Genomic DNA, 15,885 nt, shown 5'->3' on the forward strand with positions numbered 1-15,885 from the left:
CCCAAGCGCGGGTGATGGACATTGAATCCGCGCAAAAAACCGGCGCCATGATGCTGTTTGGCGAGAAGTACGGCGAGACGGTGCGGGTGCTCGACATTGGCTCGAGCCGCGAGCTTTGCGGCGGCACCCATGTGCAACGCACGGGTGACATTGGCCTGTTCAAAGTGGTGTCCGAGAGCGGTGTGGCCGCTGGGGTGCGCCGCATCGAGGCGGTCACCGGTGCCAACGCTTTGGCCTATGTGCAAGGCTTGGAGCGCACCGTGCAAGAGGCCGCTGGCAGCTTGCGCACCCCAACTACCGAATTGAACCAGCGCATCCACCAAGTGCTGGACCAAGTCAAAGGTTTGGAGAAAGAACTCGCTGCACTCAAAGGCAAGCTGGCCTCCTCGCAAGGCGATGAACTCAGCACCCAAGCCATCGATGTCAAAGGCGTCAAGCTGCTGTCTGCTCGCCTGCCCGGTGCTGATGCCAAAGCCTTGCGCGAAACCTTGGACAAGCTCAAAGACAAGCTCAAAACCGCGGTGGTGGTGTTGGCCAGCGTCGATGGCGACAAGGTGCAAATCGCCGCTGGCGTGACCGCCGACACCATGGGCCGCGTCAAAGCCGGTGAGTTGGTGAATTTTGTGGCGCAACAGGTCGGCGGCAAGGGCGGCGGCAAGCCTGACATGGCCATGGCCGGTGGCACACAGCCCGCCGGTTTGGACGCGGCCTTGGCCAGTGTGCAGGGCTGGGTGGCCCAGCGGCTTTAAGCTTTTTTGAACACCAAGTCCCACACGCCGTGGCCTAACTTCAAGCCTCGGTTTTCGAACTTGGTTAAGGGCCTGTAGGTGGGTTGATCCGCATAGCCGTCTGCACGATTGCTGGCATTCACCAAAGCCGTTTCAGCTTGCAAGACTGACAGAATGTGCTCGGCGTAAGCTTGCCAGTCGGTGGCCACATGAAGGTAGGCGCCGTTTTTCATGCGCACCAACAACTGCCGAACAAAGGGCGCTTGAATGAGCCGACGCTTATGGTGGCGCAGCTTGTGCCAAGGATCGGGGAAAAAGATATGCACCCCATCCAAACTTTGCGGTGTCAGCATATGTTCCAAAACCTCAACCGCGTCGTGTTGCAGGATGCGGACATTGCCAAGGTTTTGCTCGCCTACACGCTTGAGTAAAGCACCCACGCCGGGTTCGTGGACCTCGCAACACAAAAAATTGTCTTCAGGCCGCACAGCGGCGATGTGCGCGGTGGCGTCGCCCATGCCAAAACCAATTTCCAAGACCAGCGGTGCGATGCGGCCAAAAATGGCGGTGGTGTCCAAGGTCTGCTGTTGAAAAGGCAAGACAAACCTCGGCCCCAGATCTGCCAAAGCCTTGGCCTGACCCGTGGTGGTACGACCGGCACGGGTGACAAAACTTTTGATGGTTTTGGGGTGGGTGATGTGGGCAGGCGGGACGGTCATGGCAAGCAGCTTGTGAGACAGTGGATTATCTGCCCCAGATTTCAAGCCCAGCCCAATGCGACAGGGCTTGTTCGCAAGTCCCTTGAAAAGCAGGCAAGCCAAGCACTTTGGCGGCAGCATTCAACGCAGCCATCGGGCTGCTTAAGTCGATTGCTTGTGCGCCGTTTTGTTTGCTGAGCTTTTCGCCATCTGCACCCATCACCAGCGGTGTGTGGGTGTAGATGGGCAGGGGCAGTCCCAGCGCTTGTTGCAGCAGCATTTGGCGTGGCGTGTTGTCGGCCAAATCCGCGCCGCGCACCACATGGGTGACGCCTTGAAAAGCGTCATCCACCACCACCGCCAGTTGGTACGCCCACAGGCCATCGGCGCGTTTGAGCACAAAGTCGCCCACCTCGCTAGCCACATCTTGTTGTTGCTTGCCAAGCCATCGGTCTTGCCATGTCCAAGGGGTTGGCATTGCCAAATCGGTAATGACTTTTTGCACGTTCATGCGCCATGCACGGGCGGGTTTGCCCCTCAAGCTCTCGCGGCAAGTGCCTGGGTAGACGCTTGCGCTGTGGCGTTGGCCTTGGACGTCCTCGATTTCTTTGCGCGAACAACCACAGGGGTAAGCCCAGCCTTTGGCTACCAAGCTCTCTAGCGCTTGTTGGTAGGCCGCCCCGCGGGTCGATTGGTAAAGCACTTCGCTGTTTGGGCATAAGCCGCATTCGGCCAATTGTTTCAAGATGATTTCATCGGTGCCGGCCACGCAGCGAGGCGTATCAACGTCCTCCATGCGCACCCGCCAATGGCCCTCGTGATGACGCGCATCCAGCCAACTCGCCAGTGCCGCAACCAAAGAACCGGCGTGCAAAGGACCGGTTGGGGAGGGTGCAAATCGGCCTATGTACATGGAATAGTCAGTAATTTCAAGGGTTTGGCGATGCTGGTCACTGTAACCCAATGGTAAACCCCTAATTGTGTAAATTAAGCTTGACACAGTTTCATGTCAACTTAGAATAACAGTTAGAAAATAGGGATTTAAGAATTTGTGGCCATGGGGGTCATAAATAACCCTCGTGCGGGTTCAGCACGGACGTGAAGATCTTTCAAGGAGATAACAACATGTCAGACAGAGTCGGGCCAACAGGCCTTACAGAAGCCGAGTCAGAAGAGATTCATCGGCACCTCATCCAGGGAACTCAAATCTTTGGAATGATTGCCGCGCTGGCGCATTTGCTTGCGTACATCTATTCCCCTTGGCTGAAATAATAGGAGCACCACATGATCTACGGAAAAATTTGGACAGTGGTCAAGCCCTCAGTGGGCATTCCTATTTTCATCGCTGCAGTCGCCATTGGATCGTTTTCGGTTCATTTGGCGCTGACCCTCAACACCACTTGGGTCAAGAAATTCTTGAATGGCAGTGCGGCGACAGCTGCGGTCACACAGACCGTTGCGACGCCAACGGCTTAAGTTCGGGTATTTCTTTTAGGATGGACCGGATTGCTTGTCTCTCCGGTCCATTTTTAATATGAATGAGTCTTCCAAACTCTCGCGTACTTGGGTTCATGTCAGCCTTAAGTTCCTTCCTTTTGCCGACGCAGCCACCGATACGCTGCCTTTAAGTCGGCTTTTACGTTTATCGCTTTTTCAAGTTTCTGTAGGCATGGCCTTGGCCATGCTGATTGGTACGCTCAACCGCGTCATGATCGTTGAGCTCAAAGTACCCGCGGCCTTGGTAGCCATCATGATCGCGTTGCCCTTGTTATTTGCACCTTTGCGAGCCTTGATCGGGTTTCGCTCCGACCACCACCGATCGGCCTTGGGCTGGCGCCGCGTTCCCTATATTTGGATGGGCACCTTGCTGCAGTTTGGTGGTTTTGCCATCATGCCCTTTGCACTGCTGGTCTTGGGTCGTATGGGCCAAGCCGCCAACGCCCCCGATTGGGTGGGGCATTTGGGTGCTGGCATGGCTTTTTTGCTCGTGGGTGCGGGCATGCACACCACGCAGACGGTAGGTCTGGCGCTGGCCACCGATTTATCCCCGCCTGAATCTCGCCCCAAAGTCGTGGGTCTGATGTATTTCATGTTGTTGGTGGGCATGATTTTCAGTTCCTTGATTTTTGGCTATTTGCTGAAAGATTTTTCTCCTGGGGCCTTGATTCGTTCGGTGCAAGGCGCAGGGGTGGTTACTTTGATTTTGAACATCACCGCCTTGTGGAAACAAGAAGCGCGGACCCAGCGCTTAGGTGACCCTAACGAGAAAGATGTCGATTTTGTTGCCGCCCTCAAGTTGTTTACCCAAGGGGACAACGCTTTGCGCCGTTTGTTTTCGGTAGGTGTCGGCACCATGGCCTTTAGCATGGGAGACGTTTTGCTTGAGCCTTTCGGCGGCGAAATTTTGCATTTGTCCGTCTCCAACACCACTTTTTTGACGGCCGTCTTGGCCTTGGGCGGGTTGACAGGTTTTGCTTGGGCTTCCAACGTCCTCAACCGAGGGGCTGACCCTTATCGCATGGCCAGTGCTGGCGTGTTGGTGGGGGTGCCAGCCTTTTTGGCAGTGTTGATTTCTGCACCCCAAGCCTCTTTGCTGTTGTTTGCCTTAGGCACCTTGTTCATTGGCTTTGGGGCTGGATTGTTTGGCCACGGCACATTGACCGCCACCATGAACCATGCGCCTGCGGGTCAAGCGGGTCTGGCTTTGGGCGCATGGGGCGCTGTGCAAGCCACCGCCGCTGGTTTGGCCATGGGTTTGGGCGGTATCATTCGCGACCTGATGGCTTTGGTGGTCGACTCTGGCAGTGCGTATGCCTTTGTCTACAGCCTAGAAGCGGTGTTGTTGCTCATTACCCTTTATGCCATGTACCCTTTGATTGCCAAGAAGCTTCCCTAATTTTTAAAACTGAATTTCAACCCAAGGAGACGAGCCATGAAAACCCACCATATTTTGTTGATTTTGTGGATAGTTGTGATGTTGTTTATGCTGGCCAACTGGTTTAACACGCCACGTAAAAAGTAATTGTTCAGACGGTCTGGTGCTCAAAGACTGAGCGCCAGACTTAATCCGCTGATAAAGGCGTCTTCTACTCGGTGACCGATCAGCCAGTCGCCGCACAGACCTATGTGTTGCTCCTCGTTCCAGAAAAACGCCTGACCCGCAGGGGTGAGGGTTTTGGCATAACGCCACAGGTGAATTTGGCTAAAGCCTGGTTCTGCCCTGATACCTGTTAACTCTGCAAACGCTTTCAGCAGTTTCGCCTCTACCCGCGCTTCGTCGTCCTGCACATGCTCTTGCGACCACTCGGCGCTGGCTTGAACCGTCCATCTCTCGATGGGCGAACGACCTGGCTTGGAGGACTCACGGGCCACCCAAGCGATACGGTGATGGGTGCTTTGCGCCACGTTCCATTGGGGGCCCATTTGCCCAAGACCAGGTTGCACCAAGGGGAAGGCCAGCATCAGTGTCCAGCAAGGGGCGACGCTCACGGCCTCGGTGGCTGGCAAGGCATTGAACTGTGCCGCGGGTGCGCCAGACTGGCGCAGCAAATAAGCCGCTTGTACGTTTGGGATGGCCAACACCACGGTGTCAAAGCTGCCCAGAACTTTGTCCTCAGCGCTTACCAACTGCCAATGCTTGCCTTGTCGGCGCAGGGCTTTGACGCTGGTGTTGCAAAAGAGTTGTCCTGCGTCTGCCAAGGGCTGGGCCCAGTGCCTGACCAATGCGTTCATGGCGGGTGAGCCCACAAAATGCAGCTCGCGCGGGGGCTTAGGGACTTCGATTACTCTGCCCAGCGGGTCACGTACCTGCACCGAGCTTGCGCTCCATGGTTTGCACAAAGCTTGTGTGCCAGGCACCTCGTTGAGCGCTCGCATAAAGCGCTCGTCGCGTACTGTGAAGTACTGGGCGCCATGGTCAAAACCACCGTAAGGAGTGTCGCGCGTAGCCATGCGACCACCCGCCCCCTTGCTCTTTTCAAAAACGCTGACGCGGTGTCCAGCTTGCACCAAGGTTCTTGCGGCGGTGATACCCGCCATGCCGGCACCAATAACTGCGATGTGTCTCATAGCCTCGACTCTACACCGAGTCACAGCTTTTAGGGGGCTAGTCGCAACAAAGCTTTGCGTGTTGTCGCATGGCTGAGTTGCTGCAACCACCATTGCAGGGCCTTATCCCCTGCGGGTTGACCCTTGGCGCTGGGGTTTTCACGCCATGCATAGCTGAATGTGGCCAGTCGCAAGGGGCGCATCACCTCGCAAACACAGAGCAAGCCTTGGTCAATATAGGGCTGGGCCAAGGGATAGGGCAAAAAGCCTGCCCCTAAGCCCCGTAACTGGGCGTCGAGCTTAGCTTGCATGCTGGGCACGGTGAACACATCTTGGCCTGCCAGCAGACCAAAGGTCAAGCCATTGCCTTGGGGCACCGAGTCGGCCACAGCCACCGCACGGTGGGCTTGTATCAAGCTGTCGCTCAGCGGTTGCGCCATATGCGCCAAGGGATGCTGAGGTGCCACTGCAAAAACAAATTCCACCTCGCCCAAGGGTGCAAAACGCAGTCCCGTATTGTTGCTGTATTGGTCGCTGACACCCACGGCCAAATCGGCTTGGCCTGAGCTCAAAGCAGTCAAAGTGCCGCTCAAAGTTTCGTTGCGAAGCTTCAAGCGTGTGGGCGGGTTGAGCGAAAAGAACGTTTCGCTCAGCTCCATCATGGTTTGAAAATCGATGATGGCGTCTACCGCAATGGTGAGTTGGCTCTCCCATCCGGTGGCGACCCGTTTAACGCGGTGCGCGATGCTGTCCATGTCAAGCAGCAAACGGCTGCCTTCGTTGAGCAGTTCACGACCCGCCGCCGTCAGTTTGGCTTGGCGCGACGAACGGGTGAACAGCAACACATCCAGCGCCTCCTCCATTTGACGTACACGGTAGCTCAAGGCGCTGGGAACCACGCCTATCTCTCGGGCGGCCCCTGCAAAACTGCCTTTTTCAGCGATGGCATTGAGCATAAAGAGGGCGTCGGGGGTTAGAACATCTCGGGCAGAGGACATAAAAAGACTCATTGATCAAATTATTTGAATGATGCCATCAATTTCGCAAACACTTAAGCGAAGCTTGGTTCTTTAAAGTCAAGGCTCTTCAAGTCACACACTATGCACACCATCAGACGCTCACAAGACAGAGGCTACGCCGACCACGGTTGGTTGAAGTCTTTTCACAGTTTTTCTTTTGCTGGCTATTACGACCCGGCCCACATGGGTTGGGGCAATTTGCGTGTCATCAACGAAGACCGCATTGCCCCTGGTACCGGTTTTGGCACCCATGGCCACCAAGACATGGAAATCATCAGCTATGTGTTGTCGGGCAATTTGGCCCATCAAGACAGCATGGGTAACGTCAAAGGTATTCCCCCAGGCGATGTGCAACGCATGAGCGCGGGCACAGGTGTGAAGCACAGTGAGTTCAACCATGCTGAGGGTGAAGAAACCCATTTTTTGCAAATCTGGATTGAGCCTAACCAGCGCGGTGTCCAACCAAGCTACGAGCAAAAAACCGTTGCAACCGCCAGCAAGCGCGGTGCTTTGGCCTTGATTGCCAGCCCCACACCGATGGGCGACGCTGTGAAGATCCATGCCAATGCGGCTTTGTATGCTGGCTTGTTTCACGGCGATGAAAATGCCAACCTATCTATCGATTCTGGCCATAAGGCCTATGTCCACCTTGTCCGTGGTGAACTTCAAGTCAACGGTCAGCAGTTGAAAGCAGGAGACGCCTTGCTGCTGGAGGGAGAACACCGCATCGATGTGAGCGGTGGCTTGGATGCAGAAGTCCTGGTATTCGATTTGTTCGAAAACTAAGCTTTTAAATTGGAGATAGAAATGATGAAAATCAATGATTCCTTGTTTTCCTTGGTCGGCCGTGTTTTGCTGGGTGTATTGTTTTTGCCAGCCGGTTTGATGAAATTGATGGGTTTTGCTGGGACTGCCGGCTATATCGCATCAGTGGGTTTGCCCCTGCCAGAAGTGGGTGCGGCTTTGGCCATCGCCATCGAAATTGGTGGCGGTGCGGCATTGCTCGCTGGCTACCACGCCCGTTTAGCGGCAGTGGTGTTGGCGGTGTTCACGGTGGTTGCCAGCGTGTGCTTCCACAATTTCTGGGCCATGCCCGCAGACCAAGCCTTTGTGCAGCAGTTGATGTTCTTCAAGAATATCGCGGTGGTCGGTGGCTTGTTGGTCTTGGCCACCCACGGCGCTGGTGCATGGAGCTTGGATGCCAAAGCTCACGCAGATGACGCATCGCACGACCACGTTCACGAATAATTTTTTAAACCACCCTGGAGAAATACTGCATGAGTAAGACTGTCGTTGTTTACCACTCTGGCTACGGCCATACCCAACGTGTTGCCCAATTTGTCGCTGAGGGCGCCAAAGCGCAGCTCATCGCCATCGACGCAGACGGCAACCTGAGCGACGCTGATTGGACCGCCATCAACGCGGCGGATGCCATCATCTTTGGCTCACCCACTTACATGGGCATGGCTTCTTGGCAATTCAAAAAATTCGCCGACGCCACCTCCAAGCAGTGGATGAGCGGTGCGTGGAAAGACAAAGTAGCCGGTGGTTTCACCATCTCTGCCAGCCCCAGTGGTGACAAACTCTCGACCATTCAGTACTTCATCACCTTGTCCATGCAACAAGGCATGGTGTGGGTCGGTCAACCCGCCATGAATGACGGCACTATTAACCGCATTGGTTCAAACTCTGGCGTGATGGCACAAGTGGGTCCCACCAGCCCTGCAGCTGACATTCCTCAAGGGGACTTGGACACCGCCAAAGCCTATGGCGAACGCGTGGCCCAAGTGGCGGCCAAGCTGCACGGTTGATTTTTCACTGTCCGCTTCAAGCCGCTGGCTACGAAAGTGCCAAGCGGCTTTTTTTTTGAGGAGTTGGGTTAGCATGAAGCCATGAAGATTTTGAGCATACTGCCATGGGCAGATTGGTTGGTCTTGGTTTTTTTTGCAATGGTATGGATTGGCTATGCCCAATTTGCCAGCCGTTGGTCGCTCAAGCGTCCCTCTATTTTGGCCGCCACCAACCGATTTCGACTGCGCTGGATCAAGGTGTCACTCACCCGAGACCCAAGGGTGCTCGACGGCATCATCACCCAGACCCTCTCCAACACACCGGCTTTTTTTTCGTCCACCACTATTTTGATCATCGGTGGTTTGCTCGCCCTGATGGGCACCACCGACAAGGCCGCCGAACTGGTGCGTGAAATTCCGTTTTCTCAGGCCACACCCATCTTGGTATTTGAGTTCAAGATATTGGTATTGATCGCCATTTTTGTATATGCATTTTTCCGTTTTTCATGGTCAATGCGCCAATACACTTTTGTGGCCTTGATGATTGGCGCTTTGCCACCGCCCGAGTTTTTTGCGGCCCAACCTGACAAGGAAGACGATTACGCAGAACGTGTGTCCGCCATGACAGGACTGGCAGCTGAAACCTTTAATGATGGCTTGCGAGCCTATTATTTTTCATTTGCTGTCATGGGGTGGTTTTTCTCACCCCTGGCTTTTGTATTGACCACGTTATTGATCGTGGCGATTTTGTACAACCGCGAATTCCGCTCGGATGTGCTGGGTGTGTTGAACGACGGCAATTAGCGTTAAGTTTTTCCTTAAGCCAAGACCGTTTGCATTTTTTAAGCATGCATCAGTCGGTTTAATTAGTAAAAAAATATTAATTTTCATTTAAAAAAATAAAACTCACGATTCCTATTAAAGAATCGCTGTGATGGACCGATTCGATTAATATCTTTTTAAATTGATGAATTTAGCTAAAGCAGTTAGCTTTTAGAAAAAAATAAATGAAATCATGGAAATTTTTATTTTTAATAAGTCATATTGGTAGTTGGACTCCAAAGCGAGACGTATTTTTTGTAGGTATGTTAGTAGCCAACTCTTTGTTTGCTCAGTCAGACAGGCGGGATGATTGGGTGCAATTTCCTCCGCGCATCACCCCGCGTCAATCAATTCCTACCCCGACTGAAGGTAAATCTGAGATCGTACAGAGTCCGCCACTCAAATCATTGCAAAGAGGTCTTAAATCAGCAAGTACCTACGATGGGAATAATCAAACTTATACGGTAACTTTTGGAGATGGATCAACCACTGTCGTTACTGAAAAAGCTATTTCGCAGCAAATTCTTTGGGCGGATGACCATACTACAAGAATAACTGTTTATACATTTGAAGATGGGAGTTCGCATCGTTCTCAACAAAAGGTGCCTGGTATTAATCGAGCTCCTATCTACAAAGGTAACACGCAAATTTTAGTTACTGACTTCGGAGATGGCACCAGTTCAGTAATTGAAAATCTAGCTGTTTCACAGAGCCAAGTGATCAGTGATGATCAATTGACAAAGTTAGTGACTTATCTATTTATTGATGGGAATATTCATAAAGATGTACAACCCATTGAAGTCACTACAAAAAGCTCAACCTATGTCGGGGCTAGTCAAGAAACCGTGTTTACTTATTCTGATGGTTCAACCGAGATTAGAAAATTTCAAGCTACTGAAAGCAACATAACGTGGGGTGAAGATCACGTCACAAAAGTAACCGAATACTTTTTTGAGGATGGGTCGACCTCCAAAGAGAAAGAAGTGGTTGAACCTACGATTGAGACCCTAGGCTATATTGAAAATATTAAGATTTCACAACTTAAATTTGCTGATGGATTTGTCAATGAGAAGAGGCAAGCTGCAATAGATAAAGAAATCTCTTGGTCTGAAGACAAGCGTGTGCAATTGACTCGCTACAGGTTTGCAGATGGGACATTTCACTTTACTGAAAAGCGTGTTCAAGAGAAATTAGTTAAGACTGAATTTGAAAATGACATTGAAATATCAACTTACAAACTGGGTGACGAATCATTTGAAGTTGTTAAAACCGTCGCTATAGATAAAAGAGAAGAGTGGTGGCGTGACCGCGTCTCATTATTGACCCACTTCACTTTTCCAAGTGGCAAAGTCAATACCGTTATTAAATCCATTCAGCCAACAAAAAAAGTCTTGGGTTTCGAGCGCAACAAGCAATTCATATCTTTGAGTTACGGTGATGGAAGCACCGATTTGGTTACAAATACTGCCATCTCTCAATCTGTTAATTGGCAACCCGATCACATTACCAAACAAACAGTCTATAAGTTTGACGATGGATCCACCTCAAGTACGCTCGATAGCGTTTCACCTGTTCAGTTAAAGCCAATTTATTTTCACAATGAACAAATCGTTATAACTGAATACGGTGACGGATTTGAGGATAGAAAGATTATCAAACCTGTCGGTCAAAAAATTGTATGGTCTCCAGAGAAGACCCATAAAACCATCACTTACCAATTCCCCGACCAGACCACTCACGTTGATGAAGAGTTTGTGGGGATTGACGGCAACTTTATTTCAAAAGCGATTGCTTCAATGGCTGATATGGATACTGCTAATCCTTTTGTTCTTAAGGGTTTTAAGTTCAAAGGAAATACAAAATTCAATTCTGATCAATTGAGCAATGCGTTAGAGGCGTGGATGGGTCAAACAGTTGACTTCAAAAGTTTGCTCAACGCCAGTTCGCTGGTTGCCAACCTCTATAGAGAAAAAGGCTTGCTAGCTAATATAAGCGTACCTCAGCAAGAGGTTAAAGACGGCTTGGTACTGTTTGATGTTTCAGAGTCTAAGCTGGGCAATATTTCGATGAGTGAAGATGTTTCAGAGAATCCAGTCAGCAAACACACTGCTGAAATAGTTAAAGCAAACAACAGGGTAGGTGACTTTCTCGAACTCAAAAGCTTGGAAAAGACAGCGATGTTGCTCACCGCAATTCCTGGAGTTAAAGCTGATATTGCACTTAAGCAAGGCGTGAATGTCAATGAAACAGATTTGGTAGTTGATATCAAGCCTACAAAATTGTATGAAGGTTCCTTGTCATTGGACAACACTGGGACACCATCAACTGGTGAAGAGCATGTTTTCGGAACCTTTAATTTCAATGGATTGGCAAAGCGCGGTGACGTAATTTCGCTGATGACGATGAGGAGTCAGGGCAGTGAACTATCTAAGATTGCTTACAGTGAGCCGCTTGGTCCTTATGGTTGGAGGGTAGGTGCCTCGACCATGGCCATGAGCTATAGCGTCATTACTGCAGAATTGTCTGATCTCAATATCCACGGCCCTTCCAAAGGAACCGGTATAGAAGTCAGTGGCCCATTGGTCAAAGACAAGCGCGCAAACCTAAACTTGCAGCTGACTTTGGATCAGAAGAGTTTTCATAATCTAATAGCCACAGGAACTTACTCCAACTATTCAGCCTCTGTTTTGGGTGTCAACTTGCTAGGAACAATGGACGGGGGAATGGAGGGAGCTAACTCAACATATGGATTGAGTTGGATATATGGGAATATGAATCTCGATGGCTCTCCCAATCAAACCGAGGATTCGACTGGCGCCCAGACAGCTGGATACTTCAATAAATACAAAATCCTGCTAAAGCGTGAACAGCAGTTGACAAATCAAACCACGTTTTCTGCTGCTTATCAAGCCCAGTGGGCAAGTAAAAATCTAGACAGCTCGGAGAAATTCACCCTCGGTGGAAGCCAAGGTGTAAGAGCTTATGGAACCAATGAAGCCAGCGGTAGTGAGGGTCAATTGCTAAATTTTGAATTACAGCATTTGACGCAAATAGATGAAGTCGTACTTTCTAAAGCATTTTTTTACGATATTGGCCGAATATCAGTGAATAAATACAGTGATTTTTCTACGGCCTATAGTCCTAATTCCTATACCCTCAAGGGCTTGGGGCTGTGGGTTGGTTTCAATACGCGTAACAAAATAGGATTAGTTTCGGGGCGGCTAACGTGGTCTAAACGAATTGGGGAAAATCCTGCTGCTAACAGTTTAGGTTTGGATCAAGATGGAACTTTGATTCAAGACCGATGGTGGCTGACGTTGAGTCAAAGTTTTTGATCACAAGGTGCAAAGTATGAACGGTCAAAAACTAGCTACAAGAATAATCCCCACTAAAAGATCACCGGTCTATATTGGTATTTGTTGTTTCTTGGCTTTACATGCTTCTTGGGCTCAGCAAACTCCCGCTGTAAGCCAATTGCCCATTGGCGGCAAGGTGGTTGCAGGGCAAATTGGAATTGCGCAGAACGCTGCGAACATGGTCATCAACCAAGCTACAACCAAAGGGGTGATTGACTGGGCTTCATTTGATGTGGGCAGCAAGGCGCAAGTTTCTTTTTTGCAGCCATCTAGCAAGGCCATCACCTTAAACCGTGTGTTGAGTGCGAATCCCAGTCAAATCTATGGCCGCATTTCCTCTAATGGTCAAGTTTTTCTAACCAATGGCAACGGCGTATTTTTCTCCCCAACTTCTGTTGTAGATGTAGGGGGACTGGTAGCCTCTACCTTGGGTTTAAGCGCCTCAGAATTCATGGCAGGCAGTACCAAATTCAAGTCCGCCAACGGGCTAGGTATGGTGCTAAACCAAGGCAGTTTGAGTGCCAAGGATGGTGGATACATTGGGTTGCTGGGCGCACAGGTCAAAAACGAGGGTACTGTTGCGGTCAAGTTTGGAACGGTTGTTATGGCATCAGGAAATGCCGTCACTTTGCAGTTTCAAGACAACAGTTTGATCAAGGTTCAAGTAGACCAAGGTGCGATCAACAGCTTGGTCGAGAACAAATCGTTGGTTCAAGCCGATGGTGGTTTGGTGGTGATGACAGCCAAGGCTGCAAATTCACTGTCGCAGAGTGTGATTAAAAACAGTGGAACCGTGCAAGCTCAAACCATAGAAAACAGGGCTGGACGTATTTTCCTGCTGGGCGATATGTCCAGTGGCAAAGTAGAAGTGGATGGAAAGCTGGATGCAAGTGCTCCTGTTGCAGGTGATGGTGGTTTCATTGAAACATCGGCTGCCAAAGTCAAGGTTGCAAACTCTGTTACGGTCACTACTAAAGCTACCAAGGGTCGAACAGGCAAATGGCTGATTGATCCCACCGATTTCACGGTGGCAGCGTCTGGTGGTGATATTTCAGGGACTGATCTCGCTGCATCCCTTGCAACTACCGATGTCGAATTGCAAAGTACTGCGGGTGCAACAGGTGACTCGGGTGATATCAATATCAACGACGGTGTATCTTGGGCTGCTGATACTCAATTGACATTGAACGCTTATCGAAATATCAATATCAATTCAACGATAAATGTCACAGGTGCAGGTGGCAAAGTCGCTTTGCTTTATGGGCAAGATGCAGTGGCAGATGGGAACACGGCTTCTTACAATTTTGGATTGAGTTCGTCGGGTTTCTTGGGGAAAATCAATCTTCAAAGTGGACAGAATTTTTCCACTAAATTGGGTTCAGACGGAACTGTACTGACTTATTCAGTGATTAATTCCATTGCAGACCTTCAAGCCATTTCTTCAGGTCTTTCTGGAAATTACGCTTTAGGCAGTGATATTGCCAGTGCGGGTGCTTTTACGCCATTGGGTGGGGGTGATGTCGACGCCGCGGGTGGTGCTTCTCCCTTCTCCGGAAAATTTGATGGACTGGGTCACACGGTTTCAGACTTGGCGATCAGTTATTCAACTGTTAATTACGTAGGTCTCTTTGGTTCCGTGTCAGGGTCCGTCAGTAATTTAGGTTTGATCAACCCAGATGTCAGTGGCTATGGTTTAACGGGTGCAATAGCGGGGGAGTTGGTGTCCGGTGCAACTTTGACAAATAGCTATGTTGCGGGAACGGGCTTAGGCGTGGTGACAGGGGCGGCCGATTCGGTTGGTGGCTTGGTGGGTTACAACGCAGGTACTGTTTCAAACAGTGGCACCAGCAATATTACTGTCAGTGGTTCTTCAAATATTGGCGGATTCATTGGATGGAATTCAGGCACAGTGACAAATGTCACCGCGAGTGCGGCAGTTGTAGGCGGGGACAGCTCCTCCTACATAGGCGGCTTGATTGGGTACAACAGTGGCGTTGTCACTTCAGTTAGTTCCAGCGGCAGTGTGAGTGCGGGTAATTTATCAACCAGCGTTGGCGGCTTGATTGGAAGTAATTCGGGTAGCGTTGATAGCAGTTTTGCCACTGGGTCTGTGACTGTTGGCAGTGGTTCCTTGCAAACAGGCGGCTTGATTGGTTATAACGATTCCGTCGTAAGCAACAGCACGTCCAGTGGGGCTGTGACTGCTGGAAGTGGCTCTTCCAACATAGGTGGCCTGATTGGTGGTAATTCTGGAAGCTTGACTAACAGTACTGCCAGTGGAGCTGTAACTGGGGGAGAAAGCTCCTCGAATATTGGCGGCTTCATTGGGTGGAACTTAGGCAGCGTAACCGTGAGCAGTTCTACTGGGTCTGTGAATGCTGGAAGTGGCTCTTCCAACATAGGTGGCCTGATTGGTGGTAATTCTGGAAGCTTGACTAACAGTACTGCCAGTGGAGCTGTAACTGGGGGAGAAAGCTCCTCGAATATTGGCGGCTTCATTGGGTGGAACTTAGGCAGCGTAACCGTGAGCAGTTCTACTGGGTCTGTGAATGCTGGAAGTGGCTCTTCCAACATAGGTGGCCTGATTGGTGGTAATTCGGGTAGCGTAACCGTGTCGAGTATTGGTGGTTTGATTGGTTACAACACTTCTTCTCTTGTGACTAACAGCACAGCCAGCGGAACTGTAACTGGGGGAGAAAGCTCCTCGAATATTGGCGGCTTCATTGGGTGGAACTCAGGCACTGTGACTGATATCACCGCAAGCGTAGCGGTAGTGGGCGGCGGAAGCTCTTCAAACATAGGTGGATTGATCGGGTGGAACGGGGGTAATGTCACCCGAGGGACTAGCGCTGGTACTCTTGTTGGCACCGTGACTGCTGGCAGTGGTTCCTCGAATGTAGGTGGTGTGATTGGAGGCAACGCCTTGGGGGCAAGTGTGACTGATGTCACATCAAGTGTGGCAGTAGTGGGTTTGGGTAGCTCCTCCTATATAGGTGGCTTGGTTGGTCAGAACTGGGGTACTGTGAGTAACGGTACTGTCACGAGTACTGCAAGCGTGACGGGGGGTATTGGATCTTCAGCTATTGGTGGGTTGATTGGACAAAATTCAGCGGGAAGCGTGACGGATAGCTCATCAGCTGGGACTGTTACCTCAGGAAATAGTTCTTCCAACATAGGCGGCTTGATTGGATACAACAGTGGCGTTGTCACTTCAGTTAGTTCCAGTGGCAGTGTGAGTGCGGGTAGCTCCTCTGAGGGTATTGGTGGCTTGATTGGTTACAACACTTCTTCTCTTGTGACTGACAGCACAGCCAGCGGAACTGTAACTGCTGGGGATAGCTCCTCGAATATTGGGGGATTCATTGGGTGGAACTCAGGCACTGTGACTGATATCACTACAAGTGCGGCTGTTGTAGGTGGCGACA

14 protein-coding genes are annotated in these 15,885 nt (G+C 50.8%); 10 read left to right on the top strand and 4 right to left on the bottom strand.

Going from position 1 to position 15,885, the window contains the following annotated elements:
* Positions 1 to 749: DHHA1 domain-containing protein (locus tag AC9UEO_RS12850; RefSeq protein ID WP_509534203.1), on the top strand; the 749-nt coding region annotated here is incomplete at its 5' end.
* Here the strand turns inward: AC9UEO_RS12850 and trmB are convergent.
* Both trmB and gluQRS read right to left on the bottom strand, forming a co-directional pair.
* Positions 746 to 1,447: a tRNA (guanosine(46)-N7)-methyltransferase TrmB gene (trmB, locus tag AC9UEO_RS12855; protein ID WP_509534206.1), complete on the bottom strand. Its 702-nt coding sequence runs from the start codon at positions 1,445 to 1,447 to the stop codon at positions 746 to 748. The two genes, AC9UEO_RS12850 and trmB, sit on opposite strands and share 4 nt — an antisense overlap.
* Before the next feature lie 25 nt (positions 1,448 to 1,472).
* On the bottom strand, positions 1,473 to 2,339 hold the full coding sequence (gene gluQRS / locus AC9UEO_RS12860; RefSeq protein WP_509534241.1) for a tRNA glutamyl-Q(34) synthetase GluQRS: 867 nt from the start codon (positions 2,337 to 2,339) through the stop codon (positions 1,473 to 1,475).
* Between the two features lie 212 nt (positions 2,340 to 2,551).
* Here gluQRS and pufB point away from each other — a divergent pair, with 212 nt between their 5' ends.
* The 3 genes from pufB to AC9UEO_RS12875 are packed head-to-tail and all read left to right on the top strand — an operon-like array spanning position 2,552 to position 4,322.
* Entirely contained in the window at positions 2,552 to 2,698 is a 147-nt protein-coding gene (pufB, locus tag AC9UEO_RS12865; protein WP_509534209.1) for a light-harvesting antenna LH1, beta subunit, read from the top strand.
* Positions 2,699 to 2,710: 12 nt separating this feature from the next.
* Positions 2,711 to 2,902, top strand: coding sequence for a light-harvesting protein (locus tag AC9UEO_RS12870; protein ID WP_509534212.1), 192 nt, complete (start codon positions 2,711 to 2,713; stop codon positions 2,900 to 2,902).
* Positions 2,903 to 2,960: 58 nt separating this feature from the next.
* Positions 2,961 to 4,322 (top strand): PucC family protein, encoded by a 1,362-nt coding sequence (locus AC9UEO_RS12875; protein WP_509534215.1) that lies wholly within the window; start codon positions 2,961 to 2,963, stop codon positions 4,320 to 4,322.
* Between the two features lie 146 nt (positions 4,323 to 4,468).
* On the opposite strand, the gene AC9UEO_RS12880 is transcribed toward AC9UEO_RS12875, so the two are convergent.
* Positions 4,469 to 5,494, bottom strand: coding sequence for an NAD(P)/FAD-dependent oxidoreductase (locus tag AC9UEO_RS12880; RefSeq protein WP_509534217.1), 1,026 nt, complete (start codon positions 5,492 to 5,494; stop codon positions 4,469 to 4,471).
* A gap of 29 nt (positions 5,495 to 5,523) precedes the next feature.
* The gene (locus tag AC9UEO_RS12885) at positions 5,524 to 6,471 is read right to left on the bottom strand and encodes a LysR family transcriptional regulator (protein WP_509534220.1); all 948 of its coding nucleotides are present in this window, start codon (positions 6,469 to 6,471) and stop codon (positions 5,524 to 5,526) included.
* A gap of 102 nt (positions 6,472 to 6,573) precedes the next feature.
* On the opposite strand from AC9UEO_RS12885, the gene AC9UEO_RS12890 reads away from it, so the two are divergent.
* From AC9UEO_RS12890 to AC9UEO_RS12915, 6 genes are all read left to right on the top strand, one after another.
* Positions 6,574 to 7,278, top strand: coding sequence for a pirin family protein (locus AC9UEO_RS12890; protein ID WP_509534223.1), 705 nt, complete (start codon positions 6,574 to 6,576; stop codon positions 7,276 to 7,278).
* A 21-nt stretch (positions 7,279 to 7,299) separates the two neighbouring features.
* A complete protein-coding gene (locus AC9UEO_RS12895) occupies positions 7,300 to 7,740 on the top strand; it encodes a DoxX family protein (RefSeq protein WP_509534226.1) in 441 nt (146 codons plus the stop codon).
* A 29-nt stretch (positions 7,741 to 7,769) separates the two neighbouring features.
* Positions 7,770 to 8,303, top strand: a complete 534-nt coding sequence (locus AC9UEO_RS12900) for a flavodoxin family protein (RefSeq protein WP_509534229.1) — start codon at positions 7,770 to 7,772, stop codon at positions 8,301 to 8,303.
* A gap of 81 nt (positions 8,304 to 8,384) precedes the next feature.
* Positions 8,385 to 9,086: a DUF599 domain-containing protein gene (locus AC9UEO_RS12905; protein WP_509534232.1), complete on the top strand. Its 702-nt coding sequence runs from the start codon at positions 8,385 to 8,387 to the stop codon at positions 9,084 to 9,086.
* A gap of 203 nt (positions 9,087 to 9,289) precedes the next feature.
* Positions 9,290 to 12,439, top strand: a complete 3,150-nt coding sequence (locus tag AC9UEO_RS12910) for a ShlB/FhaC/HecB family hemolysin secretion/activation protein (protein WP_509534235.1) — start codon at positions 9,290 to 9,292, stop codon at positions 12,437 to 12,439.
* Positions 12,440 to 12,638: 199 nt separating this feature from the next.
* Positions 12,639 to 15,885, top strand: a 3,247-nt coding sequence (locus AC9UEO_RS12915; protein WP_509534238.1) for a GLUG motif-containing protein, incomplete at its 3' end; no start/stop codon positions are given.

Source organism: Limnohabitans sp. (genome assembly GCF_040401495.1).
GTDB lineage: Bacteria > Pseudomonadota > Gammaproteobacteria > Burkholderiales > Burkholderiaceae_C > Limnohabitans.

Excerpts from the sequence above, each read along its gene's own strand:
- AC9UEO_RS12870 (WP_509534212.1), top strand. The coding sequence starts at position 2,711 with ATGATCTACGGAAAAATTTGGACAGTGGTCAAGCCCTCAGTGGGCATT.
- gluQRS (WP_509534241.1), bottom strand. The coding sequence starts at position 2,339 with ATGTACATAGGCCGATTTGCACCCTCCCCAACCGGTCCTTTGCACGCC.
- AC9UEO_RS12880 (WP_509534217.1), bottom strand. The coding sequence starts at position 5,494 with ATGAGACACATCGCAGTTATTGGTGCCGGCATGGCGGGTATCACCGCC.
- AC9UEO_RS12890 (WP_509534223.1), top strand. The coding sequence starts at position 6,574 with ATGCACACCATCAGACGCTCACAAGACAGAGGCTACGCCGACCACGGT.
- AC9UEO_RS12885 (WP_509534220.1), bottom strand. The coding sequence starts at position 6,471 with ATGTCCTCTGCCCGAGATGTTCTAACCCCCGACGCCCTCTTTATGCTC.
- AC9UEO_RS12895 (WP_509534226.1), top strand. The coding sequence starts at position 7,300 with ATGATGAAAATCAATGATTCCTTGTTTTCCTTGGTCGGCCGTGTTTTG.
- AC9UEO_RS12875 (WP_509534215.1), top strand. The coding sequence starts at position 2,961 with ATGAATGAGTCTTCCAAACTCTCGCGTACTTGGGTTCATGTCAGCCTT.
- AC9UEO_RS12900 (WP_509534229.1), top strand. The coding sequence starts at position 7,770 with ATGAGTAAGACTGTCGTTGTTTACCACTCTGGCTACGGCCATACCCAA.
- AC9UEO_RS12910 (WP_509534235.1), top strand. The coding sequence starts at position 9,290 with ATGAAATCATGGAAATTTTTATTTTTAATAAGTCATATTGGTAGTTGG.
- AC9UEO_RS12905 (WP_509534232.1), top strand. The coding sequence starts at position 8,385 with ATGAAGATTTTGAGCATACTGCCATGGGCAGATTGGTTGGTCTTGGTT.
- pufB (WP_509534209.1), top strand. The coding sequence starts at position 2,552 with ATGTCAGACAGAGTCGGGCCAACAGGCCTTACAGAAGCCGAGTCAGAA.
- trmB (WP_509534206.1), bottom strand. The coding sequence starts at position 1,447 with ATGACCGTCCCGCCTGCCCACATCACCCACCCCAAAACCATCAAAAGT.